At 69.9% G+C, this 18,561-nt stretch carries 16 protein-coding genes and 3 tRNA genes; 11 read left to right on the plus strand and 8 right to left on the minus strand.

The window, feature by feature from the left end; genetic code table 11:
• Window positions 1-231 precede the first annotated feature (231 nt).
• The 6 genes from NE857_RS06990 to NE857_RS07015 all read left to right on the plus strand — a co-directional run bounded on the left by NE857_RS06990 (window position 232) and on the right by NE857_RS07015 (window position 4,123).
• Complete coding sequence (locus tag NE857_RS06990) at window positions 232-1,032, plus strand: fumarylacetoacetate hydrolase family protein (RefSeq protein ID WP_017580686.1); 801 nt, start codon at window positions 232-234, stop codon at window positions 1,030-1,032.
• 81 nt (window positions 1,033-1,113) lie between these two features.
• Window positions 1,114-2,007 (plus strand): GDSL-type esterase/lipase family protein, encoded by an 894-nt coding sequence (locus NE857_RS06995; protein WP_254420269.1) that lies wholly within the window; start codon window positions 1,114-1,116, stop codon window positions 2,005-2,007.
• A 93-nt stretch (window positions 2,008-2,100) separates the two neighbouring features.
• A complete protein-coding gene (gltX, locus tag NE857_RS07000) occupies window positions 2,101-3,561 on the plus strand; it encodes a glutamate--tRNA ligase (protein WP_301184312.1) in 1,461 nt (486 codons plus the stop codon).
• Window positions 3,562-3,729: 168 nt separating this feature from the next.
• Window positions 3,730-3,801, plus strand: a tRNA-Gln gene (locus tag NE857_RS07005).
• Between the two features lie 46 nt (window positions 3,802-3,847).
• A tRNA-Glu gene (locus NE857_RS07010) sits at window positions 3,848-3,923 on the plus strand.
• A 124-nt stretch (window positions 3,924-4,047) separates the two neighbouring features.
• Window positions 4,048-4,123, plus strand: a tRNA-Glu gene (locus tag NE857_RS07015).
• A 51-nt stretch (window positions 4,124-4,174) separates the two neighbouring features.
• Here NE857_RS07015 and NE857_RS07020 read toward each other — a convergent pair.
• From NE857_RS07020 to NE857_RS07050, 7 genes are all read right to left on the minus strand, one after another.
• Window positions 4,175-5,206 carry a DUF4073 domain-containing protein gene (locus NE857_RS07020; RefSeq protein ID WP_254420270.1) on the minus strand — a complete coding sequence of 344 codons (1,032 nt, stop codon included), beginning with the start codon at window positions 5,204-5,206 and terminating at the stop codon, window positions 4,175-4,177.
• A gap of 937 nt (window positions 5,207-6,143) precedes the next feature.
• Window positions 6,144-6,746 carry a TetR/AcrR family transcriptional regulator gene (locus NE857_RS07025; protein WP_254420271.1) on the minus strand — a complete coding sequence of 201 codons (603 nt, stop codon included), beginning with the start codon at window positions 6,744-6,746 and terminating at the stop codon, window positions 6,144-6,146.
• Between the two features lie 191 nt (window positions 6,747-6,937).
• Window positions 6,938-8,062 carry a PDR/VanB family oxidoreductase gene (locus NE857_RS07030; RefSeq protein ID WP_254420272.1) on the minus strand — a complete coding sequence of 375 codons (1,125 nt, stop codon included), beginning with the start codon at window positions 8,060-8,062 and terminating at the stop codon, window positions 6,938-6,940.
• Window positions 8,059-9,093 carry a metal-dependent hydrolase gene (locus NE857_RS07035; RefSeq protein WP_254420273.1) on the minus strand — a complete coding sequence of 345 codons (1,035 nt, stop codon included), beginning with the start codon at window positions 9,091-9,093 and terminating at the stop codon, window positions 8,059-8,061. Before NE857_RS07035 ends, NE857_RS07030 begins: the two co-directional genes overlap by 4 nt.
• An 82-nt stretch (window positions 9,094-9,175) precedes the next feature.
• On the minus strand, window positions 9,176-11,014 hold the full coding sequence (locus NE857_RS07040) for an SDR family oxidoreductase (RefSeq protein WP_254420274.1): 1,839 nt from the start codon (window positions 11,012-11,014) through the stop codon (window positions 9,176-9,178).
• Complete coding sequence (locus NE857_RS07045) at window positions 11,011-11,922, minus strand: M24 family metallopeptidase (RefSeq protein ID WP_254420275.1); 912 nt, start codon at window positions 11,920-11,922, stop codon at window positions 11,011-11,013. Before NE857_RS07045 ends, NE857_RS07040 begins: the two co-directional genes overlap by 4 nt.
• A gap of 163 nt (window positions 11,923-12,085) precedes the next feature.
• Window positions 12,086-12,772 carry an IclR family transcriptional regulator gene (locus NE857_RS07050; RefSeq protein WP_281387326.1) on the minus strand — a complete coding sequence of 229 codons (687 nt, stop codon included), beginning with the start codon at window positions 12,770-12,772 and terminating at the stop codon, window positions 12,086-12,088.
• A gap of 180 nt (window positions 12,773-12,952) precedes the next feature.
• On the opposite strand from NE857_RS07050, the gene leuC reads away from it, so the two are divergent.
• The 3 genes from leuC to NE857_RS07065 all read left to right on the plus strand — a co-directional run bounded on the left by leuC (window position 12,953) and on the right by NE857_RS07065 (window position 15,623).
• Window positions 12,953-14,359, plus strand: a complete 1,407-nt coding sequence (leuC, locus tag NE857_RS07055; protein ID WP_254420276.1) for a 3-isopropylmalate dehydratase large subunit — start codon at window positions 12,953-12,955, stop codon at window positions 14,357-14,359.
• A 31-nt stretch (window positions 14,360-14,390) separates the two neighbouring features.
• Window positions 14,391-14,981 carry a 3-isopropylmalate dehydratase small subunit gene (gene leuD, locus NE857_RS07060; RefSeq protein ID WP_254420277.1) on the plus strand — a complete coding sequence of 197 codons (591 nt, stop codon included), beginning with the start codon at window positions 14,391-14,393 and terminating at the stop codon, window positions 14,979-14,981.
• Window positions 14,982-15,341: 360 nt separating this feature from the next.
• Window positions 15,342-15,623 (plus strand): HU family DNA-binding protein, encoded by a 282-nt coding sequence (locus NE857_RS07065; protein ID WP_014910144.1) that lies wholly within the window; start codon window positions 15,342-15,344, stop codon window positions 15,621-15,623.
• A 115-nt stretch (window positions 15,624-15,738) separates the two neighbouring features.
• Here the strand turns inward: NE857_RS07065 and cofC are convergent, their stop codons facing one another.
• Window positions 15,739-16,386 carry a 2-phospho-L-lactate guanylyltransferase gene (cofC, locus tag NE857_RS07070; RefSeq protein ID WP_254421901.1) on the minus strand — a complete coding sequence of 216 codons (648 nt, stop codon included), beginning with the start codon at window positions 16,384-16,386 and terminating at the stop codon, window positions 15,739-15,741.
• A 240-nt stretch (window positions 16,387-16,626) separates the two neighbouring features.
• On the opposite strand from cofC, the gene NE857_RS07075 reads away from it, so the two are divergent.
• The gene (locus tag NE857_RS07075) at window positions 16,627-17,481 is read left to right on the plus strand and encodes a lysophospholipid acyltransferase family protein (RefSeq protein ID WP_254420278.1); all 855 of its coding nucleotides are present in this window, start codon (window positions 16,627-16,629) and stop codon (window positions 17,479-17,481) included.
• Window positions 17,478-18,551, plus strand: coding sequence for an NAD(P)H-dependent glycerol-3-phosphate dehydrogenase (locus tag NE857_RS07080; protein WP_254420279.1), 1,074 nt, complete (start codon window positions 17,478-17,480; stop codon window positions 18,549-18,551). Before NE857_RS07075 ends, NE857_RS07080 begins: the two co-directional genes overlap by 4 nt.
• The last annotated feature ends 10 nt before the right edge of the window (window positions 18,552-18,561 follow it).

An 18,561-nucleotide genomic window follows, 5' to 3' on the forward strand; every position in this document is an offset into this window, starting at 1 on the left:
CTCGGAGCGGCGGCTGGCCGAGGGTTTTGTCTAACGCACCCCAGCATGCCAGAGATCGGCCCCGTCAAGGGCCAGGCAGAGTCCCGGGAAGTGTGGGTGTGTCACGGCTTCGGGTGTTTGTCGCGGGGGCTTGGCCCCAACGGCCGCCCGCCTTCCCCCGTGCCCACCTGGGCGCCGATACGCTTCAGACGGACAAGAGCGAGTGAAATCAGGGCTGCTGGGAGGCATCAGGTGCGTATCGCACGGTTCGCGGCCGGTGACGAGGTCGGGTTCGGCCTGATCGACACGGACACGGACAGCGGGGAGGAGTTCGTCGCCCGGCTGACGGGCCACCCCCTGCTGGGGGACATCAAGCTGACGGGTGAGCGCGCGAAGCTCTCCGACGTGCGTCTGCTGTCGCCGGTCCTACCCACCAAGGTCGTGTGCATCGGCAAGAACTACGCCGACCACGTCGCGGAGATGAAGGACATCACGGGGGAGTCCACCGACGAGCCGGTGGTCTTCCTCAAGCCGTCCACCGCCGTCACCGGGCCGAACGACCCGATCTTCTACCCCTCGGCCTCCGAGCGGGTGGACTTCGAGGGTGAGCTGGCCATCGTCATCTCCCGGCCCTGCCGCGAGGTGCCGCGGGAGCGCGCCAAGGACGTGATCTTCGGCTACACCGTGGCCAACGACGTCACCGCCCGCGACCTGCAGAAGACGGACAAGCAGTGGACCCGGGCCAAGGGGTTCGACTCCTTCTGCCCGATCGGGCCGTGGATCACCACCGGACTGAGCATCGAGGAGGCCCAGGACCTGGCGGTCACCACGACCGTGGACGGCGAGACGCGCCAGGACGGACGTACGTCACAGTTCATCCACGACATCCCGGGCATCATCTCCTATGTCACCTCGTTCATGACGCTGCTCCCGGGCGACGTGGTCCTGACCGGGACCCCGGCCGGTGTGGGCCCCGTCGAGGTCGGCCAGGAGGTCACCGTTACGGTGGAACGTCTGGGCGCCATCAGCAACAGGGTGGTCACCCGGGACTGACCTCGGGACCGTGCGCGGGCGCGCCCGCGCACGGCCGCCTTCCCGGGGCGGCACGCAACGCACCACGGAAGGTCCGACCCGTTGTCCGCACCCAGCCGCATCCCCCGTTCGCTCCTCTCCGCAGGTGTGGGCGCTCTGATCCTTCTGCTCGCGGGTTCCGGCTTGTGGATACTTACCCGGCTCTCCCCGGCGGCCGAGGATCCTTCCGCTGACCCGGACTCCGACAGCACCGGCCAGACACAGGTGCGCATCATGCTGGCCGGGGACTCCATGACCCAGGGCGCCGACGGTGACAAGACCTGGCGCTTCCATCTCTGGAACCACCTCGACCCCCATGTCGAGAGCCTGGACTTCGTCGGCCCCTTCACATCGCCCGCCACTCCTGAGCAGATCATCCCGCCCGAGCTCACTGGCGGTGAACCCGATGACGGTGACCCGGACAGCGTCGAATACCGGGACCCGGACTTCGACCAGGACCACAACGCCCGCTGGGGCCGCACCCTGGACGAGGCGGCCACCACTATCGAGGAGGATGTCCGGGCGTACCAGCCGGACGTACTGTGCGCCATGATCGGCGTCAACGACCTGCTGTTCCCGATCTCCGCCGAGGAGATGGAGGAGCGCCTGCGCTCCTACGTCCTCGGTGCCCGCGCGGCCAACCCCGAGATCCGGATCCTCCTCGCACAGGCCCCGCGCATCGCCCTGGCCGACAGTGACGAGGGCTTCGCCCTGCGCTTGTACGTCTACAACGAACTCGTCCAGTCGGTGAGCGAGGACCTGTCCACAGAGCAGTCCCCCGTCGTCAGCTTCGATCTGGCCGGGGCCGAGCTGTGGGACACGGCCGAGGACACCTACGACGGAACGCATCCGAACGGCAGGGGGGAGCTGAAGATCGCCGCGGGCTTCGCGGACGCCCTCTCCCGTGAGTTCGGTCTGGGCCCGGCCTACCCGAGGCCGCTGCCGAGCAGCACCTGACCGGTCGCCCCCGGCGCACGGGGCGGACCGCGCGCCTCCGCCCCCTCCGGGACTTCCCACAGGTCATCCCGGGCCACCGATACCCTGGGAACCGTGACTGAGACTCCTATTCGTACCCGCTTCGCCCCGTCCCCCACGGGCATGTTCCATGTCGGTGGCGCACGTTCCGCCCTCTTCAACTGGGCGCTGGCCCAGCAGCAGCCCGAGGGCCGCATGGTGCTGCGCATCGAGGACACCGACGCCGCCCGCAACCGTCCCGAGTGGACAGACGGCATCATCCGAGCGATGTCGTGGATCGGCATCGACGAGAACGACCCGCACTTCGAGGGTCCCTACTTCCAGTCGGCCTACGTCGACAAGCACCGTGAGACCGCGCAGGAGCTGTACCGCTCCGGCCGCGCCTACTACTGCGACTGCACCCGCGAGCAGGTGCAGGAGCGCCGCGGCAACCAGTACCTGGGCTACGACGGCTTCTGCCGGGAACGCGGCCTGGAGCCGGGCCCGGGCCGGGCGCTGCGCTTCCGGGTGCCCGAGGGCGGCCCCACGATCGTGCGCGACCAGATCCGCGGCGACGTGGAGTTCGACCACGCCTCCATCGAGGACTTCGTGATCGCCCGCGCCGACGGCTCGCCGCTGTTCGTGCTGGCCAACGTGCTCGACGACGTGGAGATGCGGATCACGCACGTCATCCGCGGCGAGGAGCACCTGTCCAACACCCCCAAGCAGCAGCTGCTGTGGGAGGCGCTGGACCTGGCCCCGCCGGTGTGGGCACACCTGCCCGTCATCGTCAACGAGCAGCGCAAGAAGCTGTCCAAGCGCCGCGACAAGGTCGCCCTGGAGTCCTACCAGGAGGAGGGCTACCTCGCCGAGGCGATGATCAACTACCTGATGCTGCTGGGCTGGGCGCCGGGTGACGACCGCGAGATCATGCCGTGGTCGGAGATGATGCCGCTGTTCCGTATCCAGGACGTCAACAGCTCCAGCGCGTTCTTCGACGAGAAGAAGCTGCGCGCCTTCAACGGCGAGTACATCCGTGAGCTGAGCGTCGAGGACTTCATCGAGCGCTGCCAGCCGTGGCTCACCGGCGAGGGCACCCCCTGGGACGCCGCCGACTACGACGCCGAGGCGTTCGCCGCGGTCGCCCCGCTCGCGCAGAGCCGTGTGGCGGTGCTCAGCGAGATCGTCCCCAACGTGGACTTCCTCTTCCTGAAGGAGCCCGCGGAGGACGAGAAGAGCTGGAAGAAGGCGATGAAGCCGGGCGTCGGCAAGGAGATGGTGGAGGCCGCCCTCGCGCGCTTCGCCGACCCCGATCTCGACTGGACGGCTGACGCCCTCAAGACCGCCACCGAGGAGACCGGGGCCGCGCTCGGGCTGAAGCTGGGCAAGGCCCAGGCGCCGGTGCGGGTGGCCGTCACCGGGCGGACCGTCGGGCTGCCGCTGTTCGAGTCCCTGGAGCTGCTGGGCCGCGAGCGCGTCCAGGCGCGCCTGGAGGTTGCCCTGGAGCGCCTGCGCGCCGAAGAGAAGGACGCGGAGAAGGCCGCCGACGAAGGCTGACCAGTGCGTCGGTCAGAGCGCTGATGTGCGCCTGATCTGTACGGGGTGGCCGGGGCCACAGCCCGGTCACCCCGATTCTGGTTCGCGAGTACTCAGAATGTCCGCTAGAGTTAAACACGTCGCCGAGGGGGACAGGGCAGCGAAAGCGGCCAAGTCCTCCAAGAGCACTGGCCTATGGTGTAATCGGCAGCACGACTGATTCTGGTTCAGTTAGTCTAGGTTCGAGTCCTGGTAGGCCAGCGCATGATCGCGTAGCGATCAGCACGGATCTTCGGATCCACGGTGCGCCCCCGTCGTCTAGTGGCCTAGGACGCCGCCCTCTCAAGGCGGTAACGGCGGTTCGAATCCGCTCGGGGGTACCACAGGAGAACGCTTCCACTTCGTGGAGGCTTTCTCTCTGACTGGCGCTTGTCGCCAGTGTCCGGTTCGAGTGGGTATCGTGGGTTCACGTTCCTCTCGACCATCAGTCTCCAGGGACTGGTTGAGGCCCCCGTCGTCTAGTGGCCTAGGACGCCGCCCTCTCAAGGCGGTAACGGCGGTTCGAATCCGCTCGGGGGTACCAGCGAGAAGGCTCCATCCACACGGATGGAGCCTTCTGCCGTTGTGTGGCCCCTTAGCTGGTGGGAGCCTCGATCTCCAGCGAACGGATCACCGTGCCGGCCTTCAGGTCATGAGCGTGCACGGCCACCGTGCCGTCCTGCGCCACGTCGATCCGCAGCCCCTGCGCCGCCGAGGCGTCGATCGCCCGCTCGCCGCCGTTGCCGTTCGGACCGTAGAGGGTCTGCACGAACCCGGTGTTGACCACCGTGAACCCCCGCGGATCGCCGCCGGAGACCACCTTGCGCACAGCCCAGTCGTCACGCTCCAAAGACCAGTGCGTGTGCCCGGACAAAAACACGACATCGGGATGCCCGCCCAGAATCTCCAGAAGCTCGATCTCGTCCACGAAGTCCTGGTCGTAGAACCGGGCCTTGTCCTGCCCGGTCGTCCCGGAAACGCTCTCCGGCAGCACATGATGGCTCAGCACGAACACCGGAAGCCCGCTGCCCGCGTAGTGGGACAGCCGCTCGTCCAGCCAGGACAGCTGTTCGGCGCCCAGCGTCACGAACGGAGGGCTGGTGCCCTCGAAGGGCTCGGTGGTCCCGATCGCCAACAGCGGCACGTCGCCCACCACCTGCTCCGAGTACACCCCGGGCATGCCGGTGTACTCCACGAACCGGTCGACCTGGATGTCGAAGGGCTCGCTGTTGTACAGCTCGTGATTGCCGATGGTGCTGATCACCCGCTCCGGATGCGGGTGCGAGTCCAGCACCCTCCGGTAGGCCTCGTACTCGGAGACGTGGCCGTTGGCGACCAGGTCACCGTTGACCACGAGAGCGTCGGCCGTCCCGAGGGAGTCCAGATAATCCAGAACGTGCGCGAAGTCGGCCAGGTCGCCCTGGACATCGGAGATGACATCCAGAGTGGTCGCGGCGCCGTCCCGAGCCAGAGCGGTGCCCGCGGGTAGGAGGGTCAGCCCGGCAGCGGCCGCAGCGGCACCGGTGAGCGTGGTGAGGAAACCCCGCCGCCCCAACCCGGCCTGGGCAGAAGAAGCGGAGGAAGGCGAGTCGGGGGAGCTGAGGGAGCCAGAGGAGGAGCCAGTCATGGATGAGCCCTTCTACAGCGGGGAACACAGCGGGGAACACAGCGGGGAACACAGCGGGGCGCCAGCCGCAGAGCTGACGATCCGAAACCGTAGGCGCGGCCGGTGGCCTGAGAACGTGGACCGGGTGTACACCGGATGACTACTCACCCCGGCCGTTCGGGGAAGGCAGGGGCAAGGCCCCCACCTCGGAGCCCAACGCCTGGACGTGTCGCGGCCGGTCGAAGTGGGCGACGAAAGGCGGCGGCGAAGGCCCCGGACTCCCCAGCCCTCCGAGCCCGGTTTCGGTCCCTGTTTCGAAGATGATCTTGCTACCAGGAGCGAAATCGGCGCCGAACTTGCTTCTGGTAGCAAGATCATCGGGGATGAGGGGGTTTCGGAAGCAGCGGACAGACCTGGGCGCGGGTTTCGGCCAGCCCTTCTCTCTGACGGAAAAGTGGCCCTTTTGTGTAGCACGCGGGTGCGGCGATGGATGCGGTGCGGCGGATGGCGTCCTGCGCCGGGTCATCCTGGACCCCAGTCGGGTGAGCCCCTGGATGCGGGGCCCGGTGAGCTCCGGGCCTGGCCCCCTGCCTGCCCTCGCTGCCGCTTTTCCGTCGCTTACCTTGACCGGCCGCGACACGCGGCCCGGTCCGCGCGGGGCTGGGGAGTCTGTTGCCTTCGCTGCCGCTGTTTCGTCACGGGCCCTGAACGGCCGCGACACGCGGCCCGGTGTGCGCAGGCGGGGGGAGCAGGGCCTCGCTGCTGCTGCTTGTTTTGGGCATGCCGGAGTGGGCGGGACGTGAAGATCCCCCTATTAGAGAAGAACACGCCGAGCAGGGACAGCGCCATCTCAGGTGTGGCGGCCTGTGGACAAGTGTCTTCCTGGGGGCGACTCGTTGTGGGGTCAGGTGATGCGTGGGGGAGGTGATTCGTTGTGGGGCAGGTGATTTTTTGGGTCTCAGGTGATGTGGGCCGCGAGGCGGTCCAGTTCTTCCTGGGGGCCTCCGGCCGCGGTCAGCATGGCTATCAGCTGGTCGAGCAGCCAGTCGGCGAGCTCTTCGCGGGACATGCCTCGGTCGCGGAGCCAGAACATCACCGCGGTCTCGACCGCTGACACCCAGCAGTGCAGGCCCAGCAGCAGTTTGGGCGAGGGGCCCTCGATGCCGGTGCGTTGGAGGATCAGGGCGCGCACGCCCTCGCGGACGCGGTCGATCTCGGCCTCGGTCTCCTCGGTGGAGATCACCGAGCCGCCGTTGAGCAGGGCGGCGTAGGAAGGGGCGTAGGAATCCGCGAAGTCGATGAAGGTGCGTAGGGCCACCCGCAGCTGTTCCAGGGGCGGCAGATCCTCGGGCGGGGCCAGGCGGGACATGAGTTCCGCCATGGCCTGCTCCAGAGCCGCCTTGCGCAGCTCCGCCATGTTGGGGAAGTAGCGGTAGACCAGGGCCCGGGAGACGTCGGCCTCCTCGGCGATCTCCTCCGGAGTGACATCACCGGGAGGGCGCCGCGCGAACACGCGCAGCGCCGTCCGGATCAGATCATCCCGGCGTTCGTGGGGCGCCATGCGGCGTGGCCGCCGCCTGTTCTCCGGCCGATCGGCCGGGACCGCCGAGTCCGTCACCCGCGCCTGGTGACGGTCGGCCCTGCTGGACACCACCGCTGTCGAAACCTCCCGGGGCCGCTCGCCCTGACTTCTCGCCCTGCGACTCTCTGCTTCTGAAACTACCGCCCCCGGGTCCCGCTATCGCGCTCCGCTCACAGGTCCAGCACGAGGCGCTCGTCCTCGCCGGCCCGGGAGACGCACAGGGCGAACTCCGCGCCGCGCGGCGAACCACCGGTGGGCCGGTCCCGGTTGTCGGGCTCCCCGGACAGCAGCCCCACCCGACAGGTGCCGCAGAAGCCCTGCCGGCACGAGTAAGCGGTCTCCGGGCGCACCCGGCGCACCACGTCCAGCGCCGACTCGTCCTCCGCAACGGTGAGCACCGGCCCGGAACGGCCCAACCGCACCTCGAACCTGCGGCCGTCCACGATCGCCGGCGGGGAGAAATGCTCGGAGAAGAACGGGTTCTCCGCGGGCACCCGCGCCCGGAGCGCGTTGATCAGCGGGGCCGGGCCGCACACGTACACGGCAGTGCCGGGGGTGAGATCAGTCAGAAGCTCCTCGACGTCCGGGGTCCCGTACTCGTCGTCAGGGCGCACGAACACGCCCGCGTCCCCAGCCCCGGGCAGCTCGTCCTGGAAGGGCATGCTCTTCCGGTCCCGGCCCGTGTAGACGAACGCGAACTCCCGGTTCGCGGCGTGCGCGGCCCGGACCATCGGCAGGATCGGGGTGATCCCGATGCCGCCCGCCACGAACAGGTACCGCTGGGCCCGGGCGAAGGGGAAGGCGTTGCGCGGTCCGCGCAGCCCGATCACGTCCCCCTCAGCGAGCTCGTGGACCAGCCCCGAACCCACGCCGCCCTTGATCCGCCGGACCGCGATCCGGTAGCCGGAGCGGTCCGCCGGGTCGCCGCAGAGCGAGTACTGGCGTACCACGCCGCCGCTCAGCACCACGTCCACGTGGTGGCCAGGCTGCCAGTACGGCAGCACGACGCCCGGATCGGCGGGTACCAGGGTCAGAGCCGCGACGTCCGGTGCGGGCCGCTCCACCCGAGCCACCCGCACCGGCAGGTCCCCGGCCGGTGCGGGCGGCGGGTGGCCGGGCCGCCACCGCGAGGTGAGCGGCTCGATCCGCGCCGCGAGTTTCCCCAGGCCCAGCATGAACCGGTCCGGGCGCCGCTGACGGCCGTACAGGGAGACCGGCGGGCGCGGGTTCGCGTAGAACCCGGCGCTGTGCTTGACCTCCCGGGGGCGCTCGTCCTGGTGGGGTTCGCCGGTCACCGCGAGGCCTCCTGCTGCTTCGCTTCCTGCTTCGCGCTCTCCTGCTGCACGGCCTCTTGCTTCAGGGCTTCCTGCTTCAGGGCCTTCTCCGCTTCCTTCCTCGCCGCCTCCTGCTCGGCGGCGTCGGCGGCCCGGGCGGCGGGGGAGACCGCCAGGTAGGCGACGGCCTGGCTGGTGGAACCGTGGTGCGAGGGGTGGTACTTGCGGCGCAGGTACTCGGGGACGGCCCGTGCCAGGCGGCCCAGGTGCGGGATGAGCCCGCGCCTACCGTCCCGCAGCGCCCAGGAGGCCTTGGGCCGTCGGCCCCCGATCCTCCCCTTGAGGTAGGGGTCGTTGGCGATCAGGAACCGCACCCCGCGCACCCACAGCGCGGCCAGCGCGAAGGCGGCCACGCCCATCGCCAGAGCACGGCGCGGGTAGCCGCCGTCCAGGTGCGTGTACAGGTCGTAGGCGACCGCGCGGTGCTCGACCTCCTCGGCGCCGTGCCAGCGCAGCAGGTCCAGCATCGTCGGGTCGGTGTCGACCTCGTCCAGCTTCTTCGCGTCCAGCACCCACTGGCCCAGAACGGCCGTGTAGTGCTCGATCCCGGCGATCACCGCGAGCCGGGTGCGCAGCCAGGCGAACTCGCGGGCCCCGGAGAGGTCGCGGTCGCCGAGCACGACCCGGAACATCCAGGCGATCTGCTCCACGTAGGGCCGCGGGTCCAGGCCGTGCGCGTCCATGTGGTCGAGCACGCCCGCGTGCGCCTCGGCGTGCACGGCCTCCTGCCCGATGAAGCCGAGCACCTGCTCGCGCAGCTCGTCGTCGGTGATGTGCGGGACGGCCTGCTTGAAGACCTCCACGAACCACCGCTCACCCTCGGGCAGCAGCAGGTGCAGCACGTTGATGACGTGGGTGGCGAAGGGCTCGTCCGGGATCCAGTGCAGGTCCAGCTTGCTCCAGTCGAACTGCACGTCACGCGCGTGCAGGACGAGGCGGTCGGGTTCGTCCACGCCGGGCTGGGCGGGGAGGGGGGTGGGGTCGCTGCTCATGGTCAGCCTCCTGGGTGGGAGCGAGGGTGTAGCGGGGGCGTCGGGAAGAAAAAGGGGGGGAACGGGCCGGCACGGGACCGGCTCAGATCGGCGGGGCCACCCGGGCGTAGCCGCGGATCGCTGCCGGGGACAGCCGGGACAGGGCCAGCCCGATGTGCGCCTCGCTGGTGACCGGGACGATCTCCGGGCCGGACTCGATGGCGTTCGCGATCCGCCGGGCCGCCTTCTCCGGGGTGTAGCCGCGCAGCCGGTAGAGCCGGTTGAGCTTGTCCTTGGTGCCGGAGACCTCGCCCATCCCGGAGAGGCGGGCGTTCGAGATGATCCCGGTGTTGATCAGGCCCGGGCAGACGGCGGTGACGCTCACGCCCTTCCCGGCCAGTTCTCCACGGAGGGAGCGGCTGAGCCCGAGCACCGCGGCCTTGGTGGCCGAGTAGGCGCCGTACAAGCGCGAGGGCAGGTAGGACGCGGCCGAGGCGGTGTTGACGATCCGGCCGCCGCCCCCGCTCTCCACCATCATCGGGGCGAACGCGCGGACACCGTTGATCACGCCCCACAGGTTGATGTCGATGACCCGTTCCAGGTCCTCGGTGCTGGCCTCCAGGAAGGGTCCGGCCACGCCGATCCCGGCGTTGTTCACGACCAGGTCCGGCACCCCGTACTCCTCGCGCACCCCTGCAGCGAGCTTGTCCATGGCGGCGGAGTCGGTGACGTCCACGCGCTGCGCGCTGGAGCCGGGCGTGATCATGGAGCAGAGTTCGGCGGTGCGCTCGGCGGCGGGCGCGTTGACGTCCACCGCGACGATCCGGGCCCCGCGTTCGGCCAGCTCGAAGGCCAGGCAGCGGCCGATCCCGCTGCCCGCGCCGGTGATCACGGCGACCTGTCCGGCGAAGGCGCCGCCGTGACGGCGGGCCTGCTGCGCCGTGAGGTTGCGGGTCGGGCGCGGAGACCCGGACTCGATCTCCTCGACGAACGCTCGCACGCGCCGCGCGACCGGTGCGGGGTGGGAGCGGACCGACCAGTGGCCGCCCTTGAAGCGGTGGAAGCGGAAGTCCTCGACCCAGCGCGCGGCGTTGGACTGCACCTGCTCGACCATGAACGCGTCGTGCGTGGGCGCCAGGACCTGGACCGGCACGCCGGTGCGGCGTTCGGTGGGCCGGGTGAAGCGGCGGAACATGTTGGCGCGGTACAGCTCCAGCCCGTTGAGGTAGTCGCGGGTGGCGCGCTTGGCGGGGACCCGGGGGCCGCCGCCGATGCGCTCCAGCCCGGCCAGGGCTGCGCCGCCGATCCCGCTGAGCCAGGCGGCCTCGGGCAGTCCGGGAGTGCTGAAGAAACCGATGTAACTGGAGCGCACGGCCTGGCGCAGCACGTTGCGGACGCCGTCGGGGGCCTGCTGGAGCCAGTGGCCGGCGTGGTCGAGGTTGGGGCCCGAGACCGAGGTGAAGGACGCGAACCGGTGGGCGTGCTCGGCCTCGGTGACGGCGTGCCAGGTCTGGATGGATCCCCAGTCGTGGGCGATCAGGTGCACGGGCCGGTCGGGGCTGACGGAATCGGCGACGGTGCGCAGGTCGTCGGCGAGCTGGTCCATCAGGTAGCCGGAGCGGTCGTCGGGTGCGGTGGAGCGCCCGGCGCCTCGGACGTCGTAGCTGACCACGTGGTAGTCCGCGGCCAGGTCGGCGACGAGGGACTCCCACACGGTGGCGTTGTCCGGGTAGCCGTGGACGAGCAGCAAAGTGGGACCAGTGGGAGGTACTGCGCCGTAGGCGTCCCTTGAGGGTGGTGGAGGGAGACGGGTGGGCGGTACTGCGCCGTGGGCGTCCGTTGAGGGCGGTGGAGGGAGACGGGTGGGGCCGGCGGAGTAGACGGCCAGGCGTTGGCCGTCGGTGGCGGTGACGTAGCGGTGCGGTCGGGTGCTCGTGCTCATACGGTCGCGGTCTCCTCGCTGGCGCCGACGGTGGTCAAGGGGGCGGCGGTGTCCTTGCTGCCGACGTCGCTCAGGGTCCGCTGACTCCACCGGGTCACGTGGGGCAGGTCGTCGTCGAGCCAGTAGGCGTCGTCGGAGGTGACCACGAGGATCTCCTCGAACTTGACCCCGATGTCGCGGAAGCCGATGTGGGGTTCCACCGCCCACATGCCGGGGGTGGCGGGGTGCGCGGAGATGTCGCCGTCCGCCCACAGCGGGGAGCGGTGGTGCGCGCGCTCGACGATGAGGTCGCCGAACAGGGTCTGCAGGGAGCGGATGCCGAAGCCCGCGACGATCGCCTTGGGCAGTCGGGACTCGACCTTGCCGACCTGGTGGGCGATGACACGGCCGGGATAGACCTGGTGCCGGTTGTCGTAGCCCTGTTCGCGGATGAGGGCGTCGACGGCGCGGTAGACGTCCTGGAGGGTGTTGCCCTCGCGGACCTTCTCGACGATCAGGCGCCGGTGCGCGCGCAGGTCGTCCATCAGACGGTCGTGCAGGGGGTTCTCGCCGAGGTAGCCGGAGTAGCCGATGTCTGCGACGTAGCCGTCCCGGACCGGGGCGCAGTCGAGGATGAAGGGCATGCCCTCCTCCAGCCTGCGCCTGGTCGGGAAGAACTGCAGGGGCACCCGGAAGTCACGGAAGGCGGTGCGGTCGCCGAACCAGGCGAAGGGGGTGTGGAACCAGTCCTGGACCCCGCGTGCCTCCAGGTGTTCGCGGACGCGCCGGGCGGCTTCGCGTTCGGTCACACCGGGTTCGAGGGAGGCCGCCACGTCGCTGGCGGCCTGGTAGGCGAGCTGCTGGAGCTCTCGGAAGGCGTCGAGCTCGGCCTGGGAAGCTGTGTTCCCAGTCACTTTCTTGTGAGACATGCCGTCATGTTAGACAAAGTGTCAATAAGTGTCCACGGGCGGGGGTGGGTTTTCGGAACCCCTCCGGGTGCGTCGGCGTACATGCGAAAGGCGGTGCCCTGGGTGGGCACCGCCGTCGACTTCGGGGATGGTGGCGGGTCCGGCGAGGCTGGGCCGGTGCTGGTTAGTGGGAGCCCTCGTAGGTGTGCAGGGACTCGCTGATCTTCTCCGCGGCCGACACCACGGCCTGCGAGTGGATGCGCCCCGGTGAGCGGGTGAGGCGCTCTATCGGGCCGGAGACGGACACCGCGCCGATCACGCGACCGCCCGGACCGGAGACCGGGGCCGAGACCGAGGCCACGCCCTGCTCGCGTTCGGCGACGCTCTGGGCCCACCGGCGGCGGCGCACCTGGGCCAGGCTGGCGGCGGTGAAGCGCGCGCCCACCAGCGAGCGGCGGATCCGGTCGGAGTCCTCCCAGGCCAGCAGTACCTGGGCGGCCGAACCGGCGTTCATCGGCAGTTCGCTGCCGACCGGGACGGTGTCGCGCAGGCCGCTGCTGCGCTCGGAGGCGGCCACGCACACGCGCAGGTCGCCCTGGCGGCGGTAGAGCTGGGCGCTCTCCCCGGTGAGGTCGCGCAGCTGGACCAGGACCGGGGCGGCCACGGCGAGCAGGCGGTCCTCGCCGGTGGCGATCGACAGCTCTCCCAGGCGCGGCCCGAGCACGAACCTGCCCTGACTGTCCCTGGTGACCATGCGGTGCCGCTCCAGGGCGACGGCGAGACGGTGGGCGGTGGGGCGGGCCAGACCGGTGATCTGGACCAGCTGGGCCAGCGACGCGGGCCCCGACTCCAAGGCGTCGAGGACGGACATCGTCTTGTCCAGGACACCGACACCGCTGGATGAGCTAGAGTTGTCCATGGCTTGATATTGCCGTCTCGAAATATGGAATGCAAGTCGGCCGCACATCCGTGCGCGAGGCCAGCGGTCCAGATGAGCACCCCTGCAGCCGAGACGCGCCACAGACGCTAGACACGAGAGAGGCGATCGCCCATGGCACGCACGATGGCCGAGAAGGTCTGGGAGGAGCACGTCGTCCGACGTGCCGACGGCGAGCCGGACCTGCTCTACATCGACCTCCACCTCGTCCACGAGGTGACCAGCCCGCAGGCCTTCGAAGGGCTGCGACTGGCGGGTCGCTCCGTGCGCCGTCCGGATCTGACCATCGCCACCGAGGACCACAACGTTCCGACGATGGACCTCCTGGCCCCCATCGCCGACCCGGTCTCCCGCAAGCAGGTCGAGACGCTGCGCAAGAACTGCTCCGACTTCGGCATCCGCCTGCACCCGATGGGCGACATCGACCAGGGCGTCGTGCACGTGGTCGGCCCCCAGCTCGGCCTCACCCAGCCCGGCATGACCGTGGTCTGCGGCGACAGCCACACCAGCACCCACGGCGCGTTCGGTGCGCTGGCCTTCGGTATCGGCACCAGCCAGGTCGAGCACGTCATGGCCACCCAGACCCTGCCGATGCAGCCGTTCAAGACCATGGCCGTCACGGTCAACGGAACGCTCAGGCCGGGTGTGTCCGCCAAGGACGTCATCCTCGCCGTGATCGCCAAGATCGGGACCGGCGGCGGCCAGGGCTACGTCATCGAGTACCGGGGCGAGGCCATCGAGGCCCTGTCCATGGAAGCCCGCATGACGGTGTGCAACATGTCCATCGAGGCGGGCGCCCGCGCCGGGATGATCGCCCCGGACCAGACCACGTTCGACTACGTCCAGGGCCGCCCGCACGCGCCCCAGGGAGCGGACTTCGACGCCGCGGTCGAGCACTGGAAGAGCCTGCGCACCGACGAGGGCGCCGAGTTCGACGCCGAGGTGGTCCTGGACGCGGACGAGCTCAGCCCGTTCGTCACCTGGGGAACCAACCCCGGCCAGGGCGTACCGCTGGACGCCGAGGTGCCCGACCCCGCCTCCTACGAGGACCCCTCCGCGCGCGCCGCCGCCGAGAAGGCCCTGAAGTACATGGACCTCAAGGCCGGAACGCCGATGCGCGAGGTCAAGGTGGACACCGTCTTCCTCGGCTCGTGCACCAACGGCCGGATCGAGGACCTGCGCACCGCCGCGGAGATCGTCCGGGGCCGCAAGGTCGCCGACGGCGTGCGGATGCTCGTGGTGCCCGGCTCCATGCGGGTCAAGGAGCAGGCCAACGAGGAGGGCCTGGGCCAGGTCTTCCTGGACGCCGGGGCCGAGTGGCGCGAGGCGGGCTGCTCGATGTGCCTGGGTATGAACCCGGACCAGCTCAAGCCCGGAGAGCGCAGCGCCTCCACCTCCAACCGCAACTTCGAGGGCCGTCAGGGCCGCGGCGGCCGTACCCACCTGGTCTCGCCCCAGGTCGCCGCCGCCACCGCCGTGCGCGGCACCCTGTCCTCGCCCGCCGACCTGGACGCCCAGTAGCCCGTCCCGACCCCGTAAGGAGAGTCCTCCCATGGAGAAGTTCGACGTCCACACCGGTCGGGCCGTCCCGCTGCGCGCCAGCAACGTCGACACCGACCAGATCATCCCCGCCGTCTACCTGAAGCGGGTCAGCCGCACCGGGTTCGAGGACGGCCTGTTCGCCGAGTGGCGCAAGTCCGACCCGGACTTCGTGCTCAACCGCCCCGAGTACGAGGGCGCGTCCGTCCTGGTGGCCGGGCCGGACTTCGGTACCGGTTCCTCCCGTGAGCACGCCGTGTGGGCCCTGCAGGACTACGGCTTCAAGACCGTGCTGTCCTCGCGCTTCGCCGACATCTTCCGCGGCAACTCGCTCAAGGGCGGCCTGCTGACCGTCCTGCTGCCGCAGGAGGTCATCGACCGGCTGTGGGACGCCATCGAGGCCGACCCCGCCACCGAGGTGACGGTGGACCTGGTCAACCGCGAGGTCCGCGGGCCCGGCGTGCGGGAGTCGTTCGAGTTGGACGACTACACCCGCTGGCGGCTGTTGGAGGGTCTGGACGACATCGCCCTGACGCTCCGTCACACGGACGAGATCGGTGAGTTCGAGACCACTCGTGAGCCCTGGAAGCCGGTCACGCTCTAGCGCCGGACGGGCTTCGAAACGCCGAACTGAAGCGGGATCGAGGGTCGTTGTGACTCAGCGCACCCTCGGTCCCGAATAATTTTACCTTTACTTGACGTGAGCGCTCGCTTACGGTCTTTGTGCCCTTAACCGCAGCCTGTCCCGCGCCCGGAATCCGGTTATACGTAGGCATTTGAGGGCCGCAGAAGGGGTCAAAAGGGGCCTGGTCGCCACCCCCGCCACTTGCACCCCATCCGTTGCGGAGGGTGACCTCGCAGGTCGGGAGGGGCCCGACACGCCTAGCTCACGGGCGTTTGTATTTGTGTAAGGGCCTCTGCTTCCCCTAATTTCGTGCGAGCAAGGGGGAACCGGAGGAACCTTATGAACAAGCGTGACCTGATCGACGCGATCTCCGACCGTCTCGGAGACAAGAAGACCGCGACCGAAGCGGTCAACGCTGTGCTTGAGACCATTCAGGCCACCGTGGCGTCGGGCGACAAGGTCGCCATCACGGGCTTCGGCGTTTTCGAGAAGTCCGAGCGTGCGGCTCGCACCGCCCGCAATCCCGCCACAGGCGCCACGATCAACGTCCCCGCGAGCTTCGTTCCGAAGTTCCGCGCTGGCGCTGACTTCAAGGCTCTGGTCAACGGCGACAAGAAGTAGTACCGCTCGCCCTCTGGCGAACGGCTGGTTCCGCCCGGGTTTCCCACAAGGGGACCCGGGCGGAGCACTGTCCGGGGCCGGTCCAGGGATCGCTCCCGGGTCCGCTCCGCAACCGTCAGCAGGCGTCGCTCGGAGCACGCGCCGCCACCCGCTCCAGGAGTTCACGCGTGCGAGGCCCCACACCCAGGGCCGCCGCGGCCGTCAGATCCTCCGGGGTGTCCACGTCCCGCCGGACCGACTCCGCACCCGGGACCAGCAGTTCGCGGGCCCCACCGGCCAGATGGCGGGCGCGTGAGGCCCCCTCGAAGGCCGGGGCGAGCCGCAGCCCGGGCGAAGCGGCCAGCAGAGTGGTCCCCACGCCGGGGGAGTCCGCCAGAAACGACCTTCCGTGCGCGGCGGCGGCCGCCAGCACCCGCTCCAGTTCGGCCGGGCGCAGCGCGGGCAGATCCGCGGAGAGCGCGCACACCCCGAACCCCGGCAGGCGGGCGGCCGCGATCCGGGCCCCGTGCTCCAGCGCCGGGTTCAGACCACCGCCCGGCTCACCGCCCACCACCACCGCGCCCAGCCCCGCGAGCTCGGCGCGCGCACGCGGATCCTCGGTCACCGCGAACACGGCCCCCGTGGCCGGGCAGGAGCGCGCCGCGGCCACCGTGTCGCAGGCGACCGCCAGCGCCAGGTCCTCCCGGAGCTCCCCGGCGGCCCGGGCCAGTCGTGTCTTGGCCAGGCCGAGGTGCTTGACTGGGACGATCAGGGACCAGCGCACCCCGACGTGCGAAGCCCCGCCTCGCTCTCCAAAGCCGGTCACGGTTCCCCCGGGACGTTGATGCGGCCACGACAGTGATGAGGGTAGGCGTTGGGGGTACGGCGCGGCGCGGGCACCCTGGGCGTGTCCGGCCGGGCGCCCCGAACGGCGCACCCCGGTACATCAGCGCACGTCCTAGACTGAGTCGGTTGAGCTTCCGTGGTCCGGACCGGGCCGGGAGTGAGAAGTGAGGAGTCCCCCGTGGCCAAGCAACGAGAATCGCGATGGGTCAAGTGGGTCGTGTCCCGGATCGTCCGGTTCGTCCTGTGGTTCGTGGTCAAGCCCGAGTGGAAGGGCACCGAGCACGTGCCCGCCCAGGGCGGAGCCATCATCGCGGCGAACCACCTTTCGGTGACCGACCCCCTGACCGTCGCGCACTTCCTCTACATCGGTGCGCGCCGCTGGCCGACCTTCACCATGAAGGACGCGGTCATGAAGATCCCCGTGGTCCGCTCGGTGGCCAGGAGCACCGGACAGATCCCGATCAAGCGCGGCAGCGCCGACGCGGTCAAGGCGCTGGGCGAGGCCGAGAAGGCGCTCGTCGAGGACGGTTCGTCGGTGATCTTCTACCCGGAGGGCACCTGCACACGCGACCCCGAGCTGTGGCCGATGACCGCCAAGAACGGCGTGGCCCGGCTGGCCCTGACCACCGGTGTGCCGGTCATCCCCGTCGCGCACTGGGGCGAGCAGAACATCCTGCCCTACGGTGAGAAGAAGCCGCGTCTGCTGCCGCCGCGCAAGAAGGTCCAGTTCCGCGCGGGCCCGGCGGTGGACCTGTCCGAGTTCCGGGGCAAGCCGATCACCGCGACCGTCCTGGACGGCGCCACCAGGGCGATCATGGCCGACATCACCGCCCTGCAGGCCGAGATCCGCGGTGAGACCCCGCCGGCCGAGCCCTTCGACTTCAAGAAGGCCCGCCAGCGGGCCGCGGAGGCCAAGCGCAGCGAGCCGGGGGAGATCACGCGAACCCCCGAGGGGCCGACCGCTGACTCGAACGCCGACAGGACCGCCGAAGACACCGAAGCCGACAACGGGAAGAACAGCACGGGGGCATGACCGACCAGATGAGCGCTGACAACGTGGGCCACGTGAAGGTCGCGGTACTGGGCAGCGGGTCCTGGGGGACCACGTTCGCCAACATCGTCGCCGACGCCGCGGACCTGGCGCGCAAGAGCGGCGAGGGCCCCGTGGCCGAGGTGGTCCTGTGGGGGCGCCGGGCCGCGGTGGTCGACGCGATCAACGAGTCCTCGGAGAACCCGGACTACTTCCCGGGGATCACGCTCAACGGGCGGCTGCACGCCACCACGGACGCGGCCGAGGCGCTGTCCGGCGCCCGGGTCGTGGTGCTGGCCGTCCCCTCGCAGACACTGCGGGAGAACCTGGCGTCCTGGCGGGAGCACATCGCCGAGGACGCGGTGGTGGTCAGCCTCATGAAGGGTGTCGAGCTCGGCACCCTCATGCGGATGAGCCAGGTCATCGGCGAGGTCCTGGAAATGTCCGAGAAGCGGATCGCCGTGGTGTCCGGGCCCAACCTGGCCCGGGAGATCATCGAGCGCCAGCCGGCCACCGCCGTGGTCGCCTGCCCGCACTACGAGACGGCCGTCCTCCTACAGGGGCTCTGCAAGTCCGCGTACTTCCGCCCCTACACCAGCACCGACCTGGTGGGCGTGGAGATCGGCGGCGCGATGAAGAACGTGATCGGCCTGGCGGTCGGCGTCGCCGAGGGCATGGGTTTCGGTGACAACACCAAGGCCTCGCTGATCACCCGCGGGCTGGCCGAGACCACCCGCCTCGCGGTGACGCTCGGAGCCGACGAACACACCCTGTCCGGCCTGGCCGGAATGGGTGACCTCGTGGCGACATGCTCGTCCCCACTGTCGCGGAACCGGACCTTCGGTGAGAAACTGGGCGCGGGCAAAACCCTTGAACAGGTCGTCGCCGAGACCAGGCAGACGGCCGAGGGGGTCAAGTCGTCCGAGTCGATCCTCGAACTCGGCTGGACCCACGGGGTCGACATGCCGATCACCGAGGCCGTCGTCAAGATGATGCACCACGACATGAGCCCGGCCCAGGCGCTGCTGGCGTTCATGTCACGCAGCACCAAGCCGGAGCGCTACGGCGTCTGAGAGCGAGCAC

Origin of the sequence: Nocardiopsis exhalans, from assembly GCF_024134545.1 — a bacterium.
Taxonomy (GTDB): domain Bacteria; phylum Actinomycetota; class Actinomycetes; order Streptosporangiales; family Streptosporangiaceae; genus Nocardiopsis; species Nocardiopsis exhalans.

Coding starts and splice junctions, on each gene's coding strand:
- NE857_RS07020 (WP_254420270.1), bottom strand. CDS start 5,206: ATGACTGGCTCCTCCTCTGGCTCCCTCAGCTCCCCCGACTCGCCTTCC.
- NE857_RS07025 (WP_254420271.1), bottom strand. CDS start 6,746: ATGGCGCCCCACGAACGCCGGGATGATCTGATCCGGACGGCGCTGCGC.
- NE857_RS07035 (WP_254420273.1), bottom strand. CDS start 9,093: ATGAGCAGCGACCCCACCCCCCTCCCCGCCCAGCCCGGCGTGGACGAA.
- NE857_RS07040 (WP_254420274.1), bottom strand. CDS start 11,014: ATGAGCACGAGCACCCGACCGCACCGCTACGTCACCGCCACCGACGGC.
- NE857_RS07045 (WP_254420275.1), bottom strand. CDS start 11,922: ATGTCTCACAAGAAAGTGACTGGGAACACAGCTTCCCAGGCCGAGCTC.
- NE857_RS07050 (WP_281387326.1), bottom strand. CDS start 12,772: ATGTCCGTCCTCGACGCCTTGGAGTCGGGGCCCGCGTCGCTGGCCCAG.
- leuC (WP_254420276.1), top strand. CDS start 12,953: ATGGCACGCACGATGGCCGAGAAGGTCTGGGAGGAGCACGTCGTCCGA.
- leuD (WP_254420277.1), top strand. CDS start 14,391: ATGGAGAAGTTCGACGTCCACACCGGTCGGGCCGTCCCGCTGCGCGCC.
- NE857_RS07065 (WP_014910144.1), top strand. CDS start 15,342: ATGAACAAGCGTGACCTGATCGACGCGATCTCCGACCGTCTCGGAGAC.
- NE857_RS07080 (WP_254420279.1), top strand. CDS start 17,478: ATGACCGACCAGATGAGCGCTGACAACGTGGGCCACGTGAAGGTCGCG.